At 71.9% G+C, this 16,907-nt stretch carries 14 protein-coding genes; 3 read left to right on the forward strand and 11 right to left on the reverse strand.

Going from position 1 to position 16,907, the window contains the following annotated elements; all coding sequences use genetic code 11:
- Positions 1–3: 3 nt before the first annotated feature.
- The 3 genes from ACIGXX_RS40480 to ACIGXX_RS40490 all read right to left on the reverse strand — a co-directional run bounded on the left by ACIGXX_RS40480 (position 4) and on the right by ACIGXX_RS40490 (position 3,248).
- Positions 4–384: a hypothetical protein gene (locus ACIGXX_RS40480; RefSeq protein WP_351172710.1), complete on the reverse strand. Its 381-nt coding sequence runs from the start codon at positions 382–384 to the stop codon at positions 4–6.
- On the reverse strand, positions 381–2,198 hold the full coding sequence (locus ACIGXX_RS40485; RefSeq protein ID WP_383820099.1) for a hypothetical protein: 1,818 nt from the start codon (positions 2,196–2,198) through the stop codon (positions 381–383). Before ACIGXX_RS40485 ends, ACIGXX_RS40480 begins: the two co-directional genes overlap by 4 nt.
- Positions 2,199–2,294: 96 nt before the next feature.
- Positions 2,295–3,248, reverse strand: a complete 954-nt coding sequence (locus tag ACIGXX_RS40490; protein WP_351172704.1) for a LysR family transcriptional regulator — start codon at positions 3,246–3,248, stop codon at positions 2,295–2,297.
- A gap of 109 nt (positions 3,249–3,357) precedes the next feature.
- Between ACIGXX_RS40490 and ACIGXX_RS40495 the strand changes: the two genes are divergently transcribed.
- A complete protein-coding gene (locus ACIGXX_RS40495; protein ID WP_399983603.1) occupies positions 3,358–4,788 on the forward strand; it encodes an MFS transporter in 1,431 nt (476 codons plus the stop codon).
- Between the two features lie 7 nt (positions 4,789–4,795).
- On the opposite strand, the gene ACIGXX_RS40500 is transcribed toward ACIGXX_RS40495, so the two are convergent.
- From ACIGXX_RS40500 to ACIGXX_RS40525, 6 genes are all read right to left on the reverse strand, one after another.
- Positions 4,796–5,785, reverse strand: a complete 990-nt coding sequence (locus tag ACIGXX_RS40500; protein ID WP_351172698.1) for a malate dehydrogenase — start codon at positions 5,783–5,785, stop codon at positions 4,796–4,798.
- Positions 5,786–6,201: 416 nt separating this feature from the next.
- Positions 6,202–7,335: an XRE family transcriptional regulator gene (locus ACIGXX_RS40505; protein ID WP_399983607.1), complete on the reverse strand. Its 1,134-nt coding sequence runs from the start codon at positions 7,333–7,335 to the stop codon at positions 6,202–6,204.
- 513 nt (positions 7,336–7,848) lie between these two features.
- The gene (locus ACIGXX_RS40510) at positions 7,849–8,532 is read right to left on the reverse strand and encodes a response regulator (protein WP_399983610.1); all 684 of its coding nucleotides are present in this window, start codon (positions 8,530–8,532) and stop codon (positions 7,849–7,851) included.
- Entirely contained in the window at positions 8,533–9,687 is a 1,155-nt protein-coding gene (locus ACIGXX_RS40515) for a sensor histidine kinase (RefSeq protein ID WP_351172689.1), read from the reverse strand.
- A gap of 392 nt (positions 9,688–10,079) precedes the next feature.
- A complete protein-coding gene (locus tag ACIGXX_RS40520) occupies positions 10,080–10,559 on the reverse strand; it encodes a DUF3017 domain-containing protein (RefSeq protein ID WP_351172861.1) in 480 nt (159 codons plus the stop codon).
- Positions 10,560–10,623: 64 nt separating this feature from the next.
- Complete coding sequence (locus ACIGXX_RS40525; RefSeq protein WP_351172686.1) at positions 10,624–11,490, reverse strand: bifunctional methylenetetrahydrofolate dehydrogenase/methenyltetrahydrofolate cyclohydrolase; 867 nt, start codon at positions 11,488–11,490, stop codon at positions 10,624–10,626.
- A gap of 266 nt (positions 11,491–11,756) precedes the next feature.
- On the opposite strand from ACIGXX_RS40525, the gene ACIGXX_RS40530 reads away from it, so the two are divergent.
- Positions 11,757–12,368 carry a hypothetical protein gene (locus tag ACIGXX_RS40530; RefSeq protein WP_351172683.1) on the forward strand — a complete coding sequence of 204 codons (612 nt, stop codon included), beginning with the start codon at positions 11,757–11,759 and terminating at the stop codon, positions 12,366–12,368.
- A gap of 230 nt (positions 12,369–12,598) precedes the next feature.
- Here the strand turns inward: ACIGXX_RS40530 and purH are convergent, their stop codons facing one another.
- Both purH and purN read right to left on the reverse strand, forming a co-directional pair.
- A complete protein-coding gene (purH, locus tag ACIGXX_RS40535) occupies positions 12,599–14,167 on the reverse strand; it encodes a bifunctional phosphoribosylaminoimidazolecarboxamide formyltransferase/IMP cyclohydrolase (RefSeq protein WP_351172680.1) in 1,569 nt (522 codons plus the stop codon).
- Complete coding sequence (purN, locus tag ACIGXX_RS40540) at positions 14,164–14,793, reverse strand: phosphoribosylglycinamide formyltransferase (RefSeq protein WP_351172677.1); 630 nt, start codon at positions 14,791–14,793, stop codon at positions 14,164–14,166. Before purN ends, purH begins: the two co-directional genes overlap by 4 nt.
- Before the next feature lie 216 nt (positions 14,794–15,009).
- Here purN and ACIGXX_RS40545 point away from each other — a divergent pair, with 216 nt between their 5' ends.
- Entirely contained in the window at positions 15,010–15,915 is a 906-nt protein-coding gene (locus ACIGXX_RS40545) for a hypothetical protein (protein WP_399983618.1), read from the forward strand.
- The last annotated feature ends 992 nt before the right edge of the window (positions 15,916–16,907 follow it).

Raw genomic sequence — 16,907 nt, forward strand, 5'->3', positions numbered from 1 at the left:
TCCTCAGCCCGTGATCTGGGCGATCGCCTGGAGGACCGCCGTCACGGACGCGGCCGTCGCGGCGGCGGCGCCGTACTGCTCCAGGCGGGTACGGAGTCTGCCGAGCAGGCCGCTGTCGCCGTGACCCGCGCGGCCGATCTCCCGCTCCACCTCGCCCAGTTCGGCGTCGAGCGCGTCGTCCTCCGCCGTGCGCCCGGTGGCCTCGCGCAGCTCGCCGCGCAGGGCCCTGACCTGGGTGAGCAGGTGCTGCTGCCGGGGGTCGGAGACCACCACCGTGTGGTTGGTGGACTCGGCCCTGCCGTGCGAGCCGAAGGCCTGTGAGCCACCGGTGATCGAACCGATCTGGACGTGCGCACCGCCGCCGTTGTCGCCGTCGCCGCTCATGCCGGACTCCTCTCGCTGGTGTGCGTGGCCTGGCCGTGGGAGCCGGTGGCGAGGGCGCCGCCGGACATCTCCGTGATGTAGACCCCGCTGTTGTTGATCTGCGTGATGTTCTGTTCCAGACGGTCCGTGCGGAAGCCGCCGGCCCGCAGCGCGTCGCGGACCCCTTCGCCGATGCGGTCCTGGAGGGTGCGGGTGTAGCGGGCCACGTCCATCTCCTGGAAGAGCGAGAGCTCGTCGGTGCTGGCCAGTTGGCGCAGCGAGACCAGCGGGGCGTCCGGCGGCGCCTGCACCGGGCGGCCGATCTCGAGCCAGGAGCACAGCGAGCGCAGGGCGCGCGCGGCGGGCGGCGAGGGCCTCTCACCCTCGGGCTGGGCGAGCCAGAGGCGGAACGAGGGGACGAGCGAGGGCAGGGCGCGCAGGGCGGCGGCGCCGATCGCCACGCCGACCGCGGGGCCGTCGACGCAGGCGCGCAGGGCGTCGCGGACCGGGCCCTCGGGGTCGCGGGCCACGATCGCGTCGACCTCGCGGAACTCGGGGACGATCGGCCCGAGCACGTGCGGCACCACTTCCAGGACCAGCATGCCGCCCTGGGTGTGCACCCTGACCAGGAGCGAGACGACGACCTGTTCGTTCCAGGCGCCGACCCGGATCCGCAGGAAGTGGCGCCGCGCCTCCCCGCCCTCACCGGACGCCCGTTCCAGATGCCGGGCGACCTGCTCGGCGTCGTAGGGCCCCGCCGTCTCGTATCCCTGCCCGGTGTAGAGCTGCTCGTCGCGGCCTGCGCCCGCGGGGAGATAGACGAACTCCTCGATCTCCAGGTCCCGCAGCCGGTCCACGCTGGTGGCCGCGGCAGACCGGCGCAGGTCCTTCAGGCGCGGCTCGATCATCTTGATGACCTCGCGCGCGGCCAGCGGTTCGTACGCCCGCTGGGCCGGGACCCCGCCGTCCGTCTCCTTGTCGGCGCGCTTGAGTTCGAGCACGACCGACCACGGCTTGCGGGGTTTTCCGGCGCCGACGAAGGGGCGGTTCGCGTCGTAGAGGGTGATCGGCGCGTTCTGCTCGCGGTGGATGCAGTCGGCGATGCGGGAGAACCGCCGGGGGATGCGCGGCTGTTCGGTCTCGGCGAAGGCCTGGCGGGCGAGCTGGGTGCGCAGGGTCCGCTTGCGCAGGAACTGGTGGCGCCAGACCACGGCCGCGACGAGCAGCGGGAAGATCACCGGGTACGGGGTGTCCCTGATCTCGGCGAGCGCGGAGAACGCGTACGCCGCGGCGCACCACCACACGAACGCGGTCACCAGCCAGCCGATCCGGCGCCGCAGCCAGGCCAGCGGCGCCGGAAGCTCCATCCGTCGCAGGATTGCCCCGTCCGTGCCCCGCCCGGAGACGACCCGCGCCAGCCACAGCAGCAGGACCACGACGGCGTACCCGATCGCCCAGCCGCCCGGCACGAAGGCGCCGAACGTGCCGTCGGGACCCGAGTCCACGAGGTCGTCCGGGTCGAAGGCGAGCAGCGCGAGGTCCATGCCGGTGACGCCCGAGTCACCGCCGCTGGAGTCTTCGAGGTCGTCCCAGATCATGACCGCGTCGGTGACGAGGAAACCGATCCACACGGCTGCCAGGAGCAGCGCGGTGACCAGCTCCTCGCGCCGGGCGCGCAGCGCGTGCGCGAGCACCGGGAGCACGTCGGCACCCAGCGGCGGCGCCACGGGGCGCTCCGCGTGGCCGACGAGTTCTGAGACGACCCTCCTGCGGAACACCGCGTCCAGGTGGACGCCGGCGCACAGCAGTCTGGTGGCCTCGGTGTTACCTGCCATGGCCAACTCCGTTGCGGTGAAGCGGAATTGGAGGGTAACGGAGCGTGCGTGCGGGGGCCACAGAAAGGTGACTATGCCCCTCGAATAAGTGAAGGCTCAGCCCTCGCTCGAGTGAAATCCACCGCCCTCCCGCAACAGGTCCCTCACGCACCCCCGCAGCCACGCGTGCGCCGGGTCCGCGTCGTGCCGGGGGTGCCAGGCCATGCCCAGCTCCAGCCGCGGCAGACCGAGAGGGATGTCGAAGGTGACCAGGCCGAGGGTGTCCGTCAGGGGCTTCGCCCAGGAGATGGCGAGGCCCACCAGGTCGGTGCTCAGGAGCATGAAGAACGACGCGGGGTAGGTCCCCACGCTGCCCACCACCCGGCGCGTGAGCCCCAGTTCGCCGAGCGCGGTGTCCAGCGGCCCCCGCAGCCTGCCCCGCCGGGAGACCGTGACGTGGTCGGCGCCGGCGAACCGCTCGGGGGTCAACTCGCCCCGCAGCAGCGGATGTCCGGGGCGTACGACCCCCAGCATCCGGTCGTCGCGCAGCCGCTCCACCCGCACCTCGGGCGCGACCGTGTCGATCACGCCGAGCTCCAGGTCGGCCGTGCCCTCGCGCAGCATCGGCGCGTCCCCCTGGCTCTCGCCGAGGAAGCGGATGCGCACGCCGGGCGCCTCGGCGGCGGCGCGGGCGAACAGCGCGGGGCCGTAGGCGGCGGCGATGGCGTCGTGCCCGAGGACGGCGAGGGTGCGCGAGACGGTGCGCAGATCGGTCGCGCCGGGCCCGGCGAACAGGCCCCGCGCCCGCTCCACCACGGCGCTCACCTCGGCCCGGACGGCGAGGGCGTGCGGGGTGGGCACCATCCGCCGCCCGGCCCGTACGAGGACGGGGTCGCCCAGGGCCTTGCGGATGCGGCCCAGGGTGCGGCTCATCGCGGGTTCGGACAGATGCAGGCGGCGGGCGGCGCCGGACACGCTCTCCTCGTCGAGGAGCACGTCGAGGGCGAGCAGGAGATTGAGGTCGAGACCCCTGCCCGGATCGGACCGCATCCCGGATTGCGTCACGCGCATACATCCCTTGCAAAGGTTGCACTGGAGATCAAGTGAGTGCCGAGCCTACGGTGACAGGGCCCGACGGGGCATCCCCACACACCACTCCACGACGCTCCTTGGAGGAGCCTTGCCTTCGCCTGCCCCGAACCAGCTCAAGCGCTCGGCGGAACTCACGCTCTGCGCCTGCGTGCTCGTCGCGCAGAGCATGGTCGCCGCCATCAACCTCCTCATCCCGCAGCTGAGTTCGTCCTCCGTCCACCCCTCGTCGAGCGAGCTGCTGTGGACGGTCGACGCGTACGTCATCGTCTTCGCTGGGCTGCTCATCCCCGCGGGCGCCCTCGGCGACCGGTACGGCCGCAAGGGCGCGCTGCTCTGCGGACTCGGCCTGTTCGCTCTGGGCGCCGCGGTCAGCGCACTGGCCACCGGGCCCGTCCAGCTGATCGCGGGCCGCGGTGTCTCCGGCGCCGGAGCGGCGCTGATCATGCCCGCGACCATGTCGATCCTGGTGCGCACCGCATCGCCCGAGCAGCGGCCCCGGGCCGTCGCGTCCTGGGCGCTCGCCGCCGGGCTCGGCGGTTTCGCGGGGAACGCCGTCGGCGGCCTGATCGGCCAGTACCTGCCGTGGCGCGCGCTGTTCTGGCTGATGGTGCCGCTCGCCGCGCTCCTCGTCCTCGCGGTGGCGCGCACGGCTCCCCTCACGGAGAAGTCGCCCGACGCCTCCACCGATCCGCTCGGCGCCGCCCTCATCACCGGCGGCCTTCTCGCGGTGCTCTTCGGCATCATCGAGAGCCCGATGTACGGCTGGACGTCGGCGCGCATCCTCGTCGCCTTCGCGCTGGGCGCCGCGCTCGTCGGCGCGTTCGTGGCGCACGCGCTGCGCTCGCGCTCACCGCTCCTTGACCCCCGGGTCTTCAGGTCGCGACGGCTGCGCGCGGCGACCCTGGGAACGGCCGCGTCCTTCTTCGGCCTCTTCTCGCTCTTCTACGTCAACTCGCAGTATCTGCAGTACGTGAAGGGGTACGGCGCCGCCCGCGCGGGCCTGGCCATCATCCCGCTCACGGTCGGCATGATCCTGGTCCCCAAGCTCGCCGCACGCTGGTCGGCCCGGCCAGGCCCGCTGGTGGGCGGCGGCCTGCTCCTGATCGGGCTCGGCCTGCTCGGCGCGTCCACGGCGGACGCGGGCACGCCCTACGCGGCGTACGCCTGCTGGCTGCTCGTCATCTCGGCGGGCACGGGCCTGTGCATGCCCGCGCTCACCCTCGGCGTCGTCTCGTCGCTGCCGCCGCACCAGGCGGGGCTCGGCTCGGGCCTCGGCACGTCGGCGCGTGAGGTCGGCGCGGCACTGGGGGTGGCCGTCACGGGGACGGTCGTGGCCGCGCACCCGGGGTTCACCTCCGGGATGGAGGCGGCGCTGCGGACCGTGGGGCTCGTGGTGGTGGCCGCCGCGGCGCTCGTCGCCCTCGGCCACCGGGCCGGACACACGTCGCCCCCGGCTGCCGATCGAGTGGCTGCCGGGGGCGAGGTGAAGACGCGCGCGTACGGCCGGAGCCGTACGTGAAGGGTCCTTAGATGAGGCCGAGACCGCGGACCGCCTCGCGCTCCTCGGTGAGCTCCTTGACGGACGCGTCGATGCGCGTGCGCGAGAAGTCGTTGATCTCCAGGCCCTGGACGATCTCGTACTTGCCGTCCTTGGTGGTGACGGGGAAGGACGAGATGAGGCCCTCGGGAACGCCGTACGAGCCGTCCGACGGGATGCCCATGGAGGTCCAGTCGCCGGCGGCCGTGCCGTTGACCCACGTGTGCACGTGGTCGATGGCGGCGTTGGCGGCGGAGGCGGCCGAGGACGCGCCACGGGCCTCGATGATCGCGGCGCCGCGCTTGGCGACGGTCGGGATGAAGTCGTCGGCGAGCCAGGTCTGGTCGCTCACGACGTCCGCGGCGTTCTTGCCGGCGATCTCCGCGTGGAAGATGTCGGGGTACTGGGTGGCCGAGTGGTTGCCCCAGATGGTGAGGCGCTTGATGTCGGAGACCGGGGCGCCGGTCTTCTTCGACAGCTGCGAGAGCGCGCGGTTGTGGTCCAGGCGGGTCATCGCGGTGAAGCGCTCGGCCGGTACGTCCGGGGCGGCGGCCTGCGCGATGAGCGCGTTCGTGTTGGCCGGGTTGCCCACGACGAGGACCTTGATGTCGTCCGCGGCGTTGTCGTTGATCGCCTTGCCCTGCGGCTTGAAGATGCCGCCGTTGGCGGAGAGCAGGTCGCCGCGCTCCATGCCCTTGGTGCGGGGGCGGGCGCCGACGAGGAGGGCGACGTTGGCGCCGTCGAAGGCGACGTTCGGGTCGTCGCTGATCTCGATCGAGTTCAGCAGCGGGAAGGCACAGTCGTCGAGCTCCATGGCGGTGCCCTCGGCGGCCTTCAGGGCCGGCGTGATCTCGAGCAGTCGCAGATTGACCGGCACGTCCGCGCCGAGCAGGTGGCCGGAGGCGATGCGGAAGAGCAGCGCGTAGCCGATCTGGCCGGCCGCGCCGGTGACGGTGACATTCACGGGAGTGCGGGTCATGGCGATCTCCGTAAGACAGCTGGCGGTGGGGGTCCCTGCCCCTTGTGCTGGATCCCCTGCCGACGCCCTCGTCGATCGCCTCTCGATGATCGATCTCTTGGCATCAAGAGAGATCCGCCGCCAGGCTATCGCGCCCCGCCCACCCCCGAACCCCGGGAGGGTGTGGCCCACCCCACAAAGATCCACCGTGGCTGGTCGTGGGCGGTCCGCGGGCCCCGATCAGGGCGCCGCAAAATTTCTGCGCAATCGACAGGCATGTTGTGCGAAAGCCCGGGCACACGGAGCAGTACCCCCACGGGAGTGGTCACACCCCCCGGGCGGCCGCCACGCTCCCCCCCCTGTGGCGGCCGCCACCTCCCGGGGGTGCCCCCCTCCCTCGCGTCCCTCGCGCTCCCTCGTGCGACTGCTTCGCGCGGCTACTTCGTGCAGCCGGTCTGCCCGGCCTTGAGCGTCGCGCACGCCTCCGCGGACGTGCCGTCCTTGACGGCCACCATCGGGGTGTACGCGTCGAGGTCCGCGTTCACCGTGCCGTTCTGCTTGGTGGCGCCCTCGCCGGTGATCGTGACCTTGTCGCCCGGCGCCGCCTGCGTGATCCGCGCCCAGGCCGCCCCGCACGTCTTGCTGTAGCGGACCTCGACCAGGGCCTTGCCGACCGTCGCGCGCGTGGTCGTGGTGGCCAACTCGCCGCCGCAGCCCATGGTCTCCGGGTCCTTGCCGGTGCAGCTCTTGCCGCTGCACTCGACGCCCGCGGGCAGGTCCTTGTCGCTCGTGCTCGGCGACGCCGACGGCTTGGCGCTCTCGTCGTCCTTGTCGCCCTTGCCGAAGTCCGTCAGGAAGATGGCGGCGGCGATGACGACGAGTGCTCCGACGACGCCCGCGAGGAACATCGTCAGCTTCCTGCGCCGCCGCTGCCGGTCGGGCGAGTCCCCGCCCCGGCCCGGCTGGACCGGACCGGGCGGCGCCGCGACGCCTCCCAGGTCGCCCCCGGCTCCGGCTCCACCACCGGGTCCGTACGACGGTGCCTGCGGCGGCACCGTGGGCGAGACGCCCGCGGGTCCCGCGACCCCGGTGACGCTGCCGCCGGGGCGGCCGGGACGGTCGGCGGAGTCGACCCCGGTGCCGGTTCCGGCACCCGCGCCCGACGCGCCGTTGCGCGCCGCGCCGCCGGTCCCCTTGGTCTTGGAGGGGCTGCCCTTGGGTGGATTCGGCCCCAGCTCCCCGAGCGCGGCCCGCGCCTGGGAGATCCGGATCGCCTGCATGGTCATGTCGTGCCGCATCTCGGAGCGGCTCCACGCGCGCTCGGCGAGTTCCCACATGGTGATGAGGTGGACCGGGTTGGTGCCCGTCACCTCGGCAAGCGCGACGATCGCACCCTTCGGGGCGAGCAGCCGCCCGTTCAGATAACGCTCCCACGACGTCTTGCTGTACCCGGTGCGGTCCGACACCGCGGCGATGCTCAGACCACTCCGGTCGACCAGCCTGCGCAGCTGGCTGGCGAACTCCCTGACCTGCGGATCGAGCTCATCCGGTAGTGCCTTCCAACGAGGCATTACTCCCCCTATTCCCCCCGTACGTGCCAACTTGCCCCCGCGCGTGGTACCCCCGCTCTGCCCATGAGGCAGCCCCCCGCTGCTCCTGTCATGGGCTACCCAGAGGGATGCCGAAAGGCAGGATGTCAGTTCCCGGACGGGGGGCGCACGGGAGCATTCGGGCCACTGGCGTGCACCGTCGCACTCCGTGCGGTCCAGCGTCCAGTGTCCCACCGCTGTCCGGGTCCACGATGCGGAACCCCGGGTAGCGGCCTGGGACGCCCCGAAGAATCCCGATTGCGCGATTTATTCCTTTTGCGAAACGCCCCGGGGCGCCACCTGTTGCGGGCCGGGAACTCCGTTGCGGAATGGTCACCTCCGTGCCACAGGGGCAAGGCAGCCCTTGTACGGAATTGGCGGGGGCATGACGCTGGATCCCGTTGGAACGGCCCCCAGACCGGCGGCGCCCGTCCTCCCACGGGGGAGAGGACGGGCGCCGTCTTCATTCCGCTCCTCGGCGAGGCGTGAGCCGTGTCAGCGACCGCCGCCGCCCGGCGTGACGAGGCCCGACTCGTACGCCACCACCACCGCCTGCGCCCTGCTGTCCAGGTCGAGTTTGGTCATCGTCCGGTTGAGATGGGTCTTGACGGTGGCCTCGCTGATGTAGAGGCGGTCGGCGATGTCCGCGTTGGACAGGCCTGTGGCGATCAGCTTCAGGACCTCGACCTCGCGCAGGGTCAACGCCCGCAGGTCGGGAGGCGGTTCGGCCGTTTCACCGGCCCCGGATCTTGCCTGCCGGGCAAACGCCTCGACGAGGCGGCAGGTGACACTGGGCGCGAAGAGCGCGTCGCCGCCGCCGACCGCGGCCACCGCGGCGAGCAGGCGCTCGGGCCCGGAGTCCTTGAGCAGAAAGCCCGAAGCTCCGGCGCGCAGCGCCCCGTACACGTACTCGTCGAGATCGAACGTGGTGAGCACCAGGACGCGCGGCGGCGGTTCGGGGGCCTCGGCGAGGATCTTCTCGGTGGCCACGATGCCGCTCATGCCGGGCATGCGGATGTCCATCAGGATCACGTCGGGCCTGGTCGCCGCGGCGAGCTCGACGGCTTCCGCGCCGTCACCCGCCTCACCGACGACCTCGACGCCGGGCGCGGCGCGCAGCAGCCCCACCAACCCGGCCCGGATGAGGAACTGGTCGTCGACCACGAGCACCCTGGTCATCTACGTCGCGCCGTCCCCCTGCGATGCGGCCCGCGCGGACGTCGGCAGGGTCAGGCGCACGGCGAACCCTCCCTCGCTCCGCGGGCCGATGCTGATCGTCCCGCCGTAGAGCTTGGCCCGCTCCCGCATCCCAATCAACCCATGACCGCTCCCCGTGGCCACTCTGTCTGTAATCACCCCCTCCCCGTCATCGGTGACCGAAACCGTCACGTGGTGCGGCTGATACCTCAGTTCGACCACCGCGCCGGCCCCGCGCGCATGCTTCAGTACGTTGGTCAGGGCCTCCTGCACCACGCGGTACGCGCAGAGCTCGACCCCGGGGGCGAGCTGCCGCGGGGTCCCCTCGACGCGCAGCTCGACGGCGACTCCCCCGGCCCGCACCCGCTCGACCATCTCGCCCAGCCGTGCGAGCCCCGGCATCGGCGCCTCGGGCGCGCTGTCGCCGTCCTCCCCCGCCCGCAGCACCCGCAGCATGCGGCGCAGCTCCTCCAGCGCCTCGCCGCTGGTGCCGGAGATGGTGGAGAGCGCGGCGTGGGCGGTGGATGGATCCGAGGTGAAGACGAACTTCGCGAGGCCCGCCTGCACGGAGATCACCGACATGTGGTGGGCGACGACATCGTGCAACTCCCGCGCTATGCGCCCGCGTTCCTCGGCCACCTCGCGCCGCGCACGCTCGTCCTGCTCGCGCTTGAGCTGCCGGGCCAGTTCGGCGGACCGGCGCGCGACGTTGCCGAACCGCCAGATCACCAGGGGGAAGCCGACGGCCTGCCCGACCACGGACGCCATCGCCGCCCCTTCGCTCACCAGGCCCGCGTAGATCCAGACGGCGCTCATCAGCACGGCGCACGGCACGGAGACGCGGGCGGGCCGCAGGGACGTGACCGTGTAGACGGTGAGCATGGGCGCGAAGGTGTTCACGACGGGCCAGTAGCCGAGGGTGACGTACCCGGCCCACACCAGGTGCACCAGGAGCAGCACCGCGAGCGGCGCCCTGGAGCGGAACACGACCGGCAGATTGGCCAGCGCCACCAACCACCAGCCCCGCGCGTCGAGTTCGGGCCACCCCTGCCGGACCGACTCCTGCCCGAGGAGTACGGCGACCGTGGTCAGGGCGACCGCGATCGACGTGTCGGCGACGAGGGGGCGGATCCGCATCGCCGCAGCGTAGCCCCGGTGCGGGCGGGGGTACGTCAAACCACCGCGGTACAGCGGAAGTTGCAGGAACCGGCGGCGTACGCCGTGGGGCGTGCCGCAACCTCAACCCGGCACGGGACGACTCCCCCGTCCCGCCGCCGTAACTTCTTCCTCCAGCACCACGGCACCGGCCGACCACCGGCGCCACACACGGATCGCGGGCCGTCGGGGGGACCCAACGGGGGGCCCGGCCCGCGGCCACGAAAGGGGAAGCATGAACACCCGAACGTCGACGGCAGCGTCGGCACGAACACCCGGCGGGCGCTGAAGAACCCCGGCCGCTGAGGCGGCCCCGCGCACGACGGCGGCCCGTCCTCTCCGGGGGAAGGACGGGCCGTCGGTCGTGCGTACCGCTAGGTGGTGATCGTGCGGTGCAGGGTCTCGCTCAGGAAGGGGATCTCCAGCCACGGCTCCGGCTGCGCCATCATCGCGAGCAGCACGATGGCCAGGCCGAGCGCGCCGTACGTGACCATGTCCGTGAAGCGCGAACGCACCGCCAGCATGCCGACGCCGGGCAGCGCCCAGCGCATGAAGGCGCCCGCGATCAGCGCGAGGCCGATCAGTATCGTGCCGACGCGGAACACGTCGAAGGCCGTGAGCAGCAGCCCGAGCCCCACCGTGGAGAGCACGCTGAGCAGCGGCCACTGCCGGGCGGGCGCGGGGGCGTCACCGCCCGCGGCCCGGCCGCCGCCCTCGGGGCGCGCGGTGTCCCGGGTCAGGAGCGGGAAGCGCCGCGTGGTCTTCCTCGGCCCGTCGGGACCGGGGGCGCTGACGGCGCCCTTGGCCTCGGAGTTCTCCAGGGCCTCGGCCTCCGTGACGTCGGATTCCGTCACGTCGGCCGGCGAAGCCCCTTGATCAGGTTCAGGTTCTGCGCTCATGGGCTCACCCTTTCCCGGTTCAGCTCGCGGCGGCGGACGCGGCGCGCTCTGCGGCCTCGACGACGTTGACGAGCAGCTGGGCGCGGGTCATCGGGCCGACGCCGCCGGGGTTCGGCGAGATCCACCCGGCGACCTCGCGGACACCCGGGTGCACATCGCCGACGATCTTGCCGGACTCGTCGCGCGAGACGCCGACGTCCAGGATCGCCGCGCCCGGCTTCACGTCCTCGGGCTTGATCAGGTGCGGCACACCCGCGGCGGCCACGATGATGTCGGCCTGCTTGAGGTGCGTGGACAGGTCGCGCGTACCGGTGTGGCACTGCGTCACCGTCGCGTTCTCCGAACGGCGGGTGAGCAGCAGCGGCATGGAGCGGCCGATCGTCACACCGCGGCCGACGACCACGACCTCGGCACCGTTGATCTCCACGCCGTACTGGCGCAGGAGCTGGATGATGCCGAAGGGCGTGCAGGGCAGCGGCGCGGGCTCGTTGAGGACGAGGCGGCCGAGGTTCATCGGGTGCAGGCCGTCGGCATCCTTGGCCGGGTCCATGAGTTCGAGGACGCGGTTCTCGTCGATGCCCTTGGGCAGCGGGAGCTGCACGATGTAACCGGTGCAGGCGGGGTCCTCGTTGAGCTCGCGGACGACGGCCTCGATCTCGTCCTGCGTCGCGGTCGCGGGCAGCTCGCGCTGGATGGAGGCGATGCCGACCTGCGCGCAGTCGCGGTGCTTTCCGGCGACGTACTTCTGGCTGCCCGGGTCGTCACCGACCAGAACAGTCCCGAGGCCGGGCGTGAAGCCCCTCTCCTTCAGGGCCGCCACGCGGGCGGTCAGTTCGGACTTGATCGCGGCTGCGGTGGCCTTGCCATCGAGAATCTGGGCGGTCATGACTCCATCTTCCCGGATGAGACCCGCCCGGTACCAATCAGGGCGCCGCCGCGGCCGAGCTGTGTCCCAGCTGTGTCCCGAGACCTGACCAGCTCTGTTGCACTTGCACAACACATAGGGAATGCGGCTGGACAAATAAGCCTGGCCTAAAGAACGATATGCGGCACAGTGCCGCGGGCAGTGTCGGGGGGACGGACCGCATCTGTAGAACTTTCCTCCGTGATGTGCCGCGTCGTCCCCGCATTACCCGACGGAGGAAGACCGCCATGAGTTACGGCGACCCCAACAACCCCTACGGTCCGCCGCAGGGTCAGCAGCCCGGCTACCCGCAGGCCCCGCAGGGCCAGCCCGGTTACGGCTATCCCCAGAACCCCCCGCCCGGCCAGCAGCCCGGTTACGGCTACCCGCAGCAGCCTGCCTATCCCGGCTACCCGGGCGGCAACCAGATGCCCATGACGATGCCCGGTCTGATGACCACCGCTCGCGTCCTCATCTACATCATCTCGGGCCTGCAGATCCTCGTCGCGATCATCGCGGGCATCGCGGTCGCCGCGGCTCAGGACGTGTCCAACGAGGTGGGCGTGGGCGACGAGACCGACGGTCTCGCCGGTCTCGGCTTCGCCCTGGTCGCGGTCCTGATCGCGCTCGCCGTCCTCGGCATCATCCTGGCGGTGAAGTTCAGCACGGGCGGCAGCGGCGTGCGGATCACCACCATCGTCTACGCGTCGCTGATCATTCTCGGCGGCATCGGCAACCTGGTCTCGGGCACGAGCACCGGCGTCTTCAGCGCGATCATAGGTCTCGCCATCGGCGGCATCATCCTGGCCTCCATGGTGAACGCGCAGGGAGCCGCCTGGTTCAACCGCCCCCGCTACTGAGGCGGGCAACCACCGCGCCGCGCAAGCCGTACACACCCACGGGCCGTGCTCACCCTGCCGAGGGAGGGCACGGCCCGTGGGTTTTCGCTTTCCTCAAGTGCGCTACACGCGCTGCGAGATGAGCTCGGTGAAGCAGCGGTGGCCGCGCCCTCCGGGAGAGGGCACGGCCACCGCTGGGCATGGGACTTGACGGGGCTTGCTCGGTGGGGCTCAGTGAGACCCGGTGGGGCTCAGTGGAAGAAGTGACGCGTACCCGTGAAGTACATCGTCACGCCCGCCTTCTTCGCCGCCTCGACGACCAGCTCGTCGCGGACCGAACCACCCGGCTGCACCACGGCCTTGACGCCCGCGGCGGTCAGGATCTCCAGGCCGTCGGGGAACGGGAAGAACGCGTCCGAAGCGGCGTACGCGCCGTGCGCCCGCTCCTCGCCCGCCCGCTCGACGGCGAGCTTCGCGGAGTCGACGCGGTTGACCTGGCCCATGCCGACGCCGACCGAGGCGCCGTCCTTGGCGAGCAGGATCGCGTTGGACTTCACCGCGCGCGACGCCTTCCACGCGAAGGCCAGCTCGGCGAGCTCGCCCGCGTTGAGCGCATCGCCCGTGGCGAGCGTCCAGTTGGCGGGGTTGTCGCCGTCGGCCTGGAGGCGGTCGGTGACCTGGAGGAGCGCGCCGCCGTCGATCTGCTTGACCTCGACCGTGTTCGACGGGGCCTGGTGGGCGCGCAGGACGCGGATGTTCTTCTTCTTGGTGAGGGCTTCGAGCGCGCCGTCCTCGTACTCGGGCGCGACGATGACCTCGGTGAAGATGTCGGCGACCTGCTCCGCCATCTCCTTGGAGACCGGGCGGTTGACCGCGATCACGCCGCCGAAAGCGGAGAGCGGGTCACAGGCGTGCGCCTTGCGGTGCGCCTCGGCGACGTTCGCGCCGATCGCGATGCCGCAGGGGTTGGCGTGCTTGATGATCGCGACGCAGGGGTCGTCGTGGTCGTACGCGGCACGGCGCGCGGCGTCGGTGTCCGTGTAGTTGTTGTACGACATCTCCTTGCCGTGCAGCTGCTCGGCCTCGGCGAGGCCGCCGTTGCCGTCGACGTAGAGGGCCGCGCCCTGGTGCGGGTTCTCGCCGTAGCGCAGGACGTTCTTGCGGGCGTACGCGCTGCCGATGAACTCGGGGAAGTCCGAGCCGTCCGCCGCGTAGTCGTCCGCGAACCAGGAGGCGACCGCGAGGTCGTACTCGGCGGTGTGGCGGAACGCCTCGGCGGCCAGGCGCTTGCGGGCGGTCAGGTCGAAGCCGCCGTCACGGACGGCGGCGAGCACGTCCGCGTACCGGGCGGGGCTCGTGATGACCGACACCGAGGGGTGGTTCTTGGCGGCGGCGCGGACCATCGAGGGACCGCCGATGTCGATCTGCTCGACGCACTCGTCGGGCGTCGCGCCGGAAGCGACGGTCGCCTTGAAGGGGTAGAGGTTCACGACGACCAGCTGGAACGGCTCGATGCCGAGGTCGGCGAGCTGGCGCTGGTGGTCCTCCAGGCGCAGGTCGGCGAGGATCCCGGCGTGCACACGGGGGTGCAGCGTCTTGACCCGGCCGTCCAGGCACTCGGGGAAGCCGGTGAGCTCCTCGACCTTGGTGACGGGCACCCCGGTGGCGGCGATCTTCGCGGCGGTCGAACCGGTCGAGACGAGCTCGACGCCGGCCTCGTGCAGCCCGCGCGCGAGCTCCTCGAGCCCGGTCTTGTCATAGACGCTGATGAGCGCGCGCTTGATGGGGCGCTGCGAACCGTGCGTACCTTCGGCGGTCACGGGATAAATACCTTTCGTCCCTCAATGCGGTAGCCGTTGCGGGCCAGACGCCCCACGACATCGACGAGCAGCCTTCGCTCGACTTCCTTGATGCGCTCGTGCAGAGCGCTCTCGTCGTCCTCATCCCCGACCGGGACCACGCCCTGGGCGATGATCGGGCCGGTGTCGACGCCGTCGTCGACGAAGTGGACGGTGCATCCCGTGACCTTCGCGCCGTACGCGAGCGCGTCGCGCACACCGTGGGCCCCCGGGAAGCTGGGCAGCAGGGCGGGGTGCGTATTGACGAACCGGCCGCCGAACCGTGCGAGGAATTCCTTCCCCACGATCTTCATGAACCCGGCCGACACGACCAGATCGGGCTCGTACGAGGCCGTCGCCTCGGCCAGAGCCGCGTCCCACTCGTCGCGCGTCGCGTGGTCCTTCACCCGGCAGACGAAGGTGGGAATCCCGGCGCTCTCGGCGCGCTCCAGCCCGACGATGCCGTCGCGGTCGGCGCCGACGGCGACGATCTCGGCGCCGTAGCCCGCCGTCCCGTCCGTCGAGATCTTGTCGAGCAGAGCCTGCAGATTCGTACCTGATCCGGAGACCAGCACGACGAGGCGCTTGGCCACAGGGCTCTTGGCCACAGCGGGGCCCTTTCTCGGGAGTGCGTCTTTGTGCGGTCGTACAAAAGCTTCGTGCCCTCCGATACGGGGAACTCTACGAAGCGGCCGACCGTCAGCAACGATACCGGCACACGGTGCGGCCCCTCACGGGACGGGGGCGCGGCCGGAAGGTAGCGTCTGCACCAAGACGTCACATCGTTCAGAAGCTCGCTCAACCAAGGGGAAGACGCACACCTGATGCCGGACCGTAGCCTCCGCCTCCCGCTGTCCTTCGCGTTCGGGTTGACGCACGCAGGGGAGCGCGGCTCGACGCTGCTGCGCGACGGCCGCCCGTCGTCCCCGCCGCAGGACTCCCAGGACTCGGGGAGCTCCGACTCCTCGGGCTCTTCCGGCGCCTCGGGCTCTTCGGGCTCGGGCGGCGCTTCCGGATCGGGCGGCGCTTCCGGCTCGGGCGGCGCTTCCGGCTCGGGCGGCTCCGGGAAGAAGGACGACAACCCCTTCGCACCGCCGCCGGAGGGGACCCCGGACCAGCCGTGGCGCCCGCGCCCCGGCAACGGCGGCGACGCCCCCGACGGCGACCAGGGCCACTCCCCCTGGGGCAGCCAGTGGAGCGACCGGCAGCCCGGACGCGCCCAGGGCGGCGGCTTCGGCGAGCGCCCCGGCCAGCAGGGCGGCGGCCAGGGCCCCGACGGCTCCTCCGGCTCCGGTTCCGGCTCGGGCATGCGCTGGGACCCGACCGACCCGGCCCAGCGCCGCGCGCGCTACGCCCTGCTCTCCGGCATGTGGGCCTTCTTCTTCGCGCTCTTCGGCTGGCGGTACGTGGCCCTGCTCCTGGGCGCGCTCGCGCTGAACTGGGGCATCAGCTCGCTGCGGGCGAAGCCGAAGCAGCCGGATCCGACGGCGCCGGTCGCCAAGCAGCCTTCGGCCGAGCCCGCGAGCACGAAGCCGCAGACCACGGCGGCGATCAGCGGTCTGGTGACGGCGTCGCTCGCCCTGGCGATGGTGGCGGCGACGTTCGCCGCGCAGCTGGTGTACCGCGACTACTACACGTGCGTGACCGACGCCCTCACCAGCCAGTCGAAGCAGGAGTGCGAAGACCTCCTGCCGAAGCAGCTGCGCCCCCTCCTGAGCGAACGCGACTAACCCTGGCCCCGGGGCCTTGACCGGGGCTCCCCTCCCCAGCCCCCTGGGGACGGCTCCGACAGCTGGGTGCCGGGGCCGACCGGGCGCCCCCTTCCTGCATTCGGAGGGCTCCGGCAGCTCACCGGGAGCCGACGGGCCTCTTCTCTCGCTCTGGGCGCGACTTCGACAGCTGAGAGGCCGCCCCTCCCCGCCCTCGGGACGGCTCCGGCAACTCGCCGGGAGCTGACGGGCCTTTTCTCCCGCTCTGGACACGACTTCGACAGCTGAGAGGCCGGGGCACGACCCGGCCCCTCCTGCCCGCCCTCGGGAACGGCCCCGGCAACTCGCCGGGAGCTGACGGGCCTTTCCTCCCGCCTTCGGGGCGGCCCCGGCAACTCGCCGAGAACTGACGGGCCTTTCCTCCCGCCCTCGGAACGGCTCCGGCAACTCGCCGAGAACTGACGGGCCTTTCCTCCCGCCTTCGGAACGGCTCCGGCAACTCGCCGGGAGCTGACGGGCCTTTCCTCCCGCCTTCGGGGCGGCTTCGGCGGGTTGCCGGGTTGGCGGATGGTCTTTCTCGCGTTGGGACGGTTGCGCCCGGTCGCCGCTTTGCGGCGGATTTTCCCCGCCCACCCACCCGTTTGCCCCGGGGTGATCGGGTGGGCGAGCGGGAGGGCCTGTTCGGAGCGGGCGGGGCTGCGGGGTGATCGGGTGGGTGGGTGGGGAGCATCCGGCGCGAAGCGGCGGGCTCGTGTGGCGGAGTGGGGGCGCTGCGGGGTGATCGGGTGGGTGGGTGGGGAGCATCCGGCGCGAAGCGGCGGGCTCGTGTGGCGGAGTGGGGGCGCTGCGGGGTGATCGGGTGGGTGGGTGGGGAGCATCCGGCGCGGAGCGGCGGTCATGGTGGTGCGGGCGGGGCGACCCCCCATTACCGTTTTCGTAGCCCCGCAACGGGGTTACCGGCCTTCGGAGTTGGCATGACTACCTCCCCTTGTCGAGGACATGGCCTGGGGGGT

The organism is Streptomyces sp. NPDC055243, from assembly GCF_044544025.1.
GTDB lineage: Bacteria > Actinomycetota > Actinomycetes > Streptomycetales > Streptomycetaceae > Streptomyces.

Bases quoted from the DNA above. Each gene is read 5' to 3' on its own strand.
- ACIGXX_RS40500 (WP_351172698.1), bottom strand. From the start codon at position 5,785: ATGACCCGCACTCCCGTGAATGTCACCGTCACCGGCGCGGCCGGCCAG.
- ACIGXX_RS40525 (WP_351172686.1), bottom strand. From the start codon at position 11,490: ATGACCGCCCAGATTCTCGATGGCAAGGCCACCGCAGCCGCGATCAAG.
- ACIGXX_RS40485 (WP_383820099.1), bottom strand. From the start codon at position 2,198: ATGGCAGGTAACACCGAGGCCACCAGACTGCTGTGCGCCGGCGTCCAC.
- ACIGXX_RS40515 (WP_351172689.1), bottom strand. From the start codon at position 9,687: ATGCGGATCCGCCCCCTCGTCGCCGACACGTCGATCGCGGTCGCCCTG.
- ACIGXX_RS40530 (WP_351172683.1), top strand. From the start codon at position 11,757: ATGAGTTACGGCGACCCCAACAACCCCTACGGTCCGCCGCAGGGTCAG.
- ACIGXX_RS40510 (WP_399983610.1), bottom strand. From the start codon at position 8,532: ATGACCAGGGTGCTCGTGGTCGACGACCAGTTCCTCATCCGGGCCGGG.
- ACIGXX_RS40490 (WP_351172704.1), bottom strand. From the start codon at position 3,248: ATGCGCGTGACGCAATCCGGGATGCGGTCCGATCCGGGCAGGGGTCTC.
- ACIGXX_RS40480 (WP_351172710.1), bottom strand. From the start codon at position 384: ATGAGCGGCGACGGCGACAACGGCGGCGGTGCGCACGTCCAGATCGGT.
- ACIGXX_RS40545 (WP_399983618.1), top strand. From the start codon at position 15,010: ATGCCGGACCGTAGCCTCCGCCTCCCGCTGTCCTTCGCGTTCGGGTTG.
- ACIGXX_RS40505 (WP_399983607.1), bottom strand. From the start codon at position 7,335: ATGCCTCGTTGGAAGGCACTACCGGATGAGCTCGATCCGCAGGTCAGG.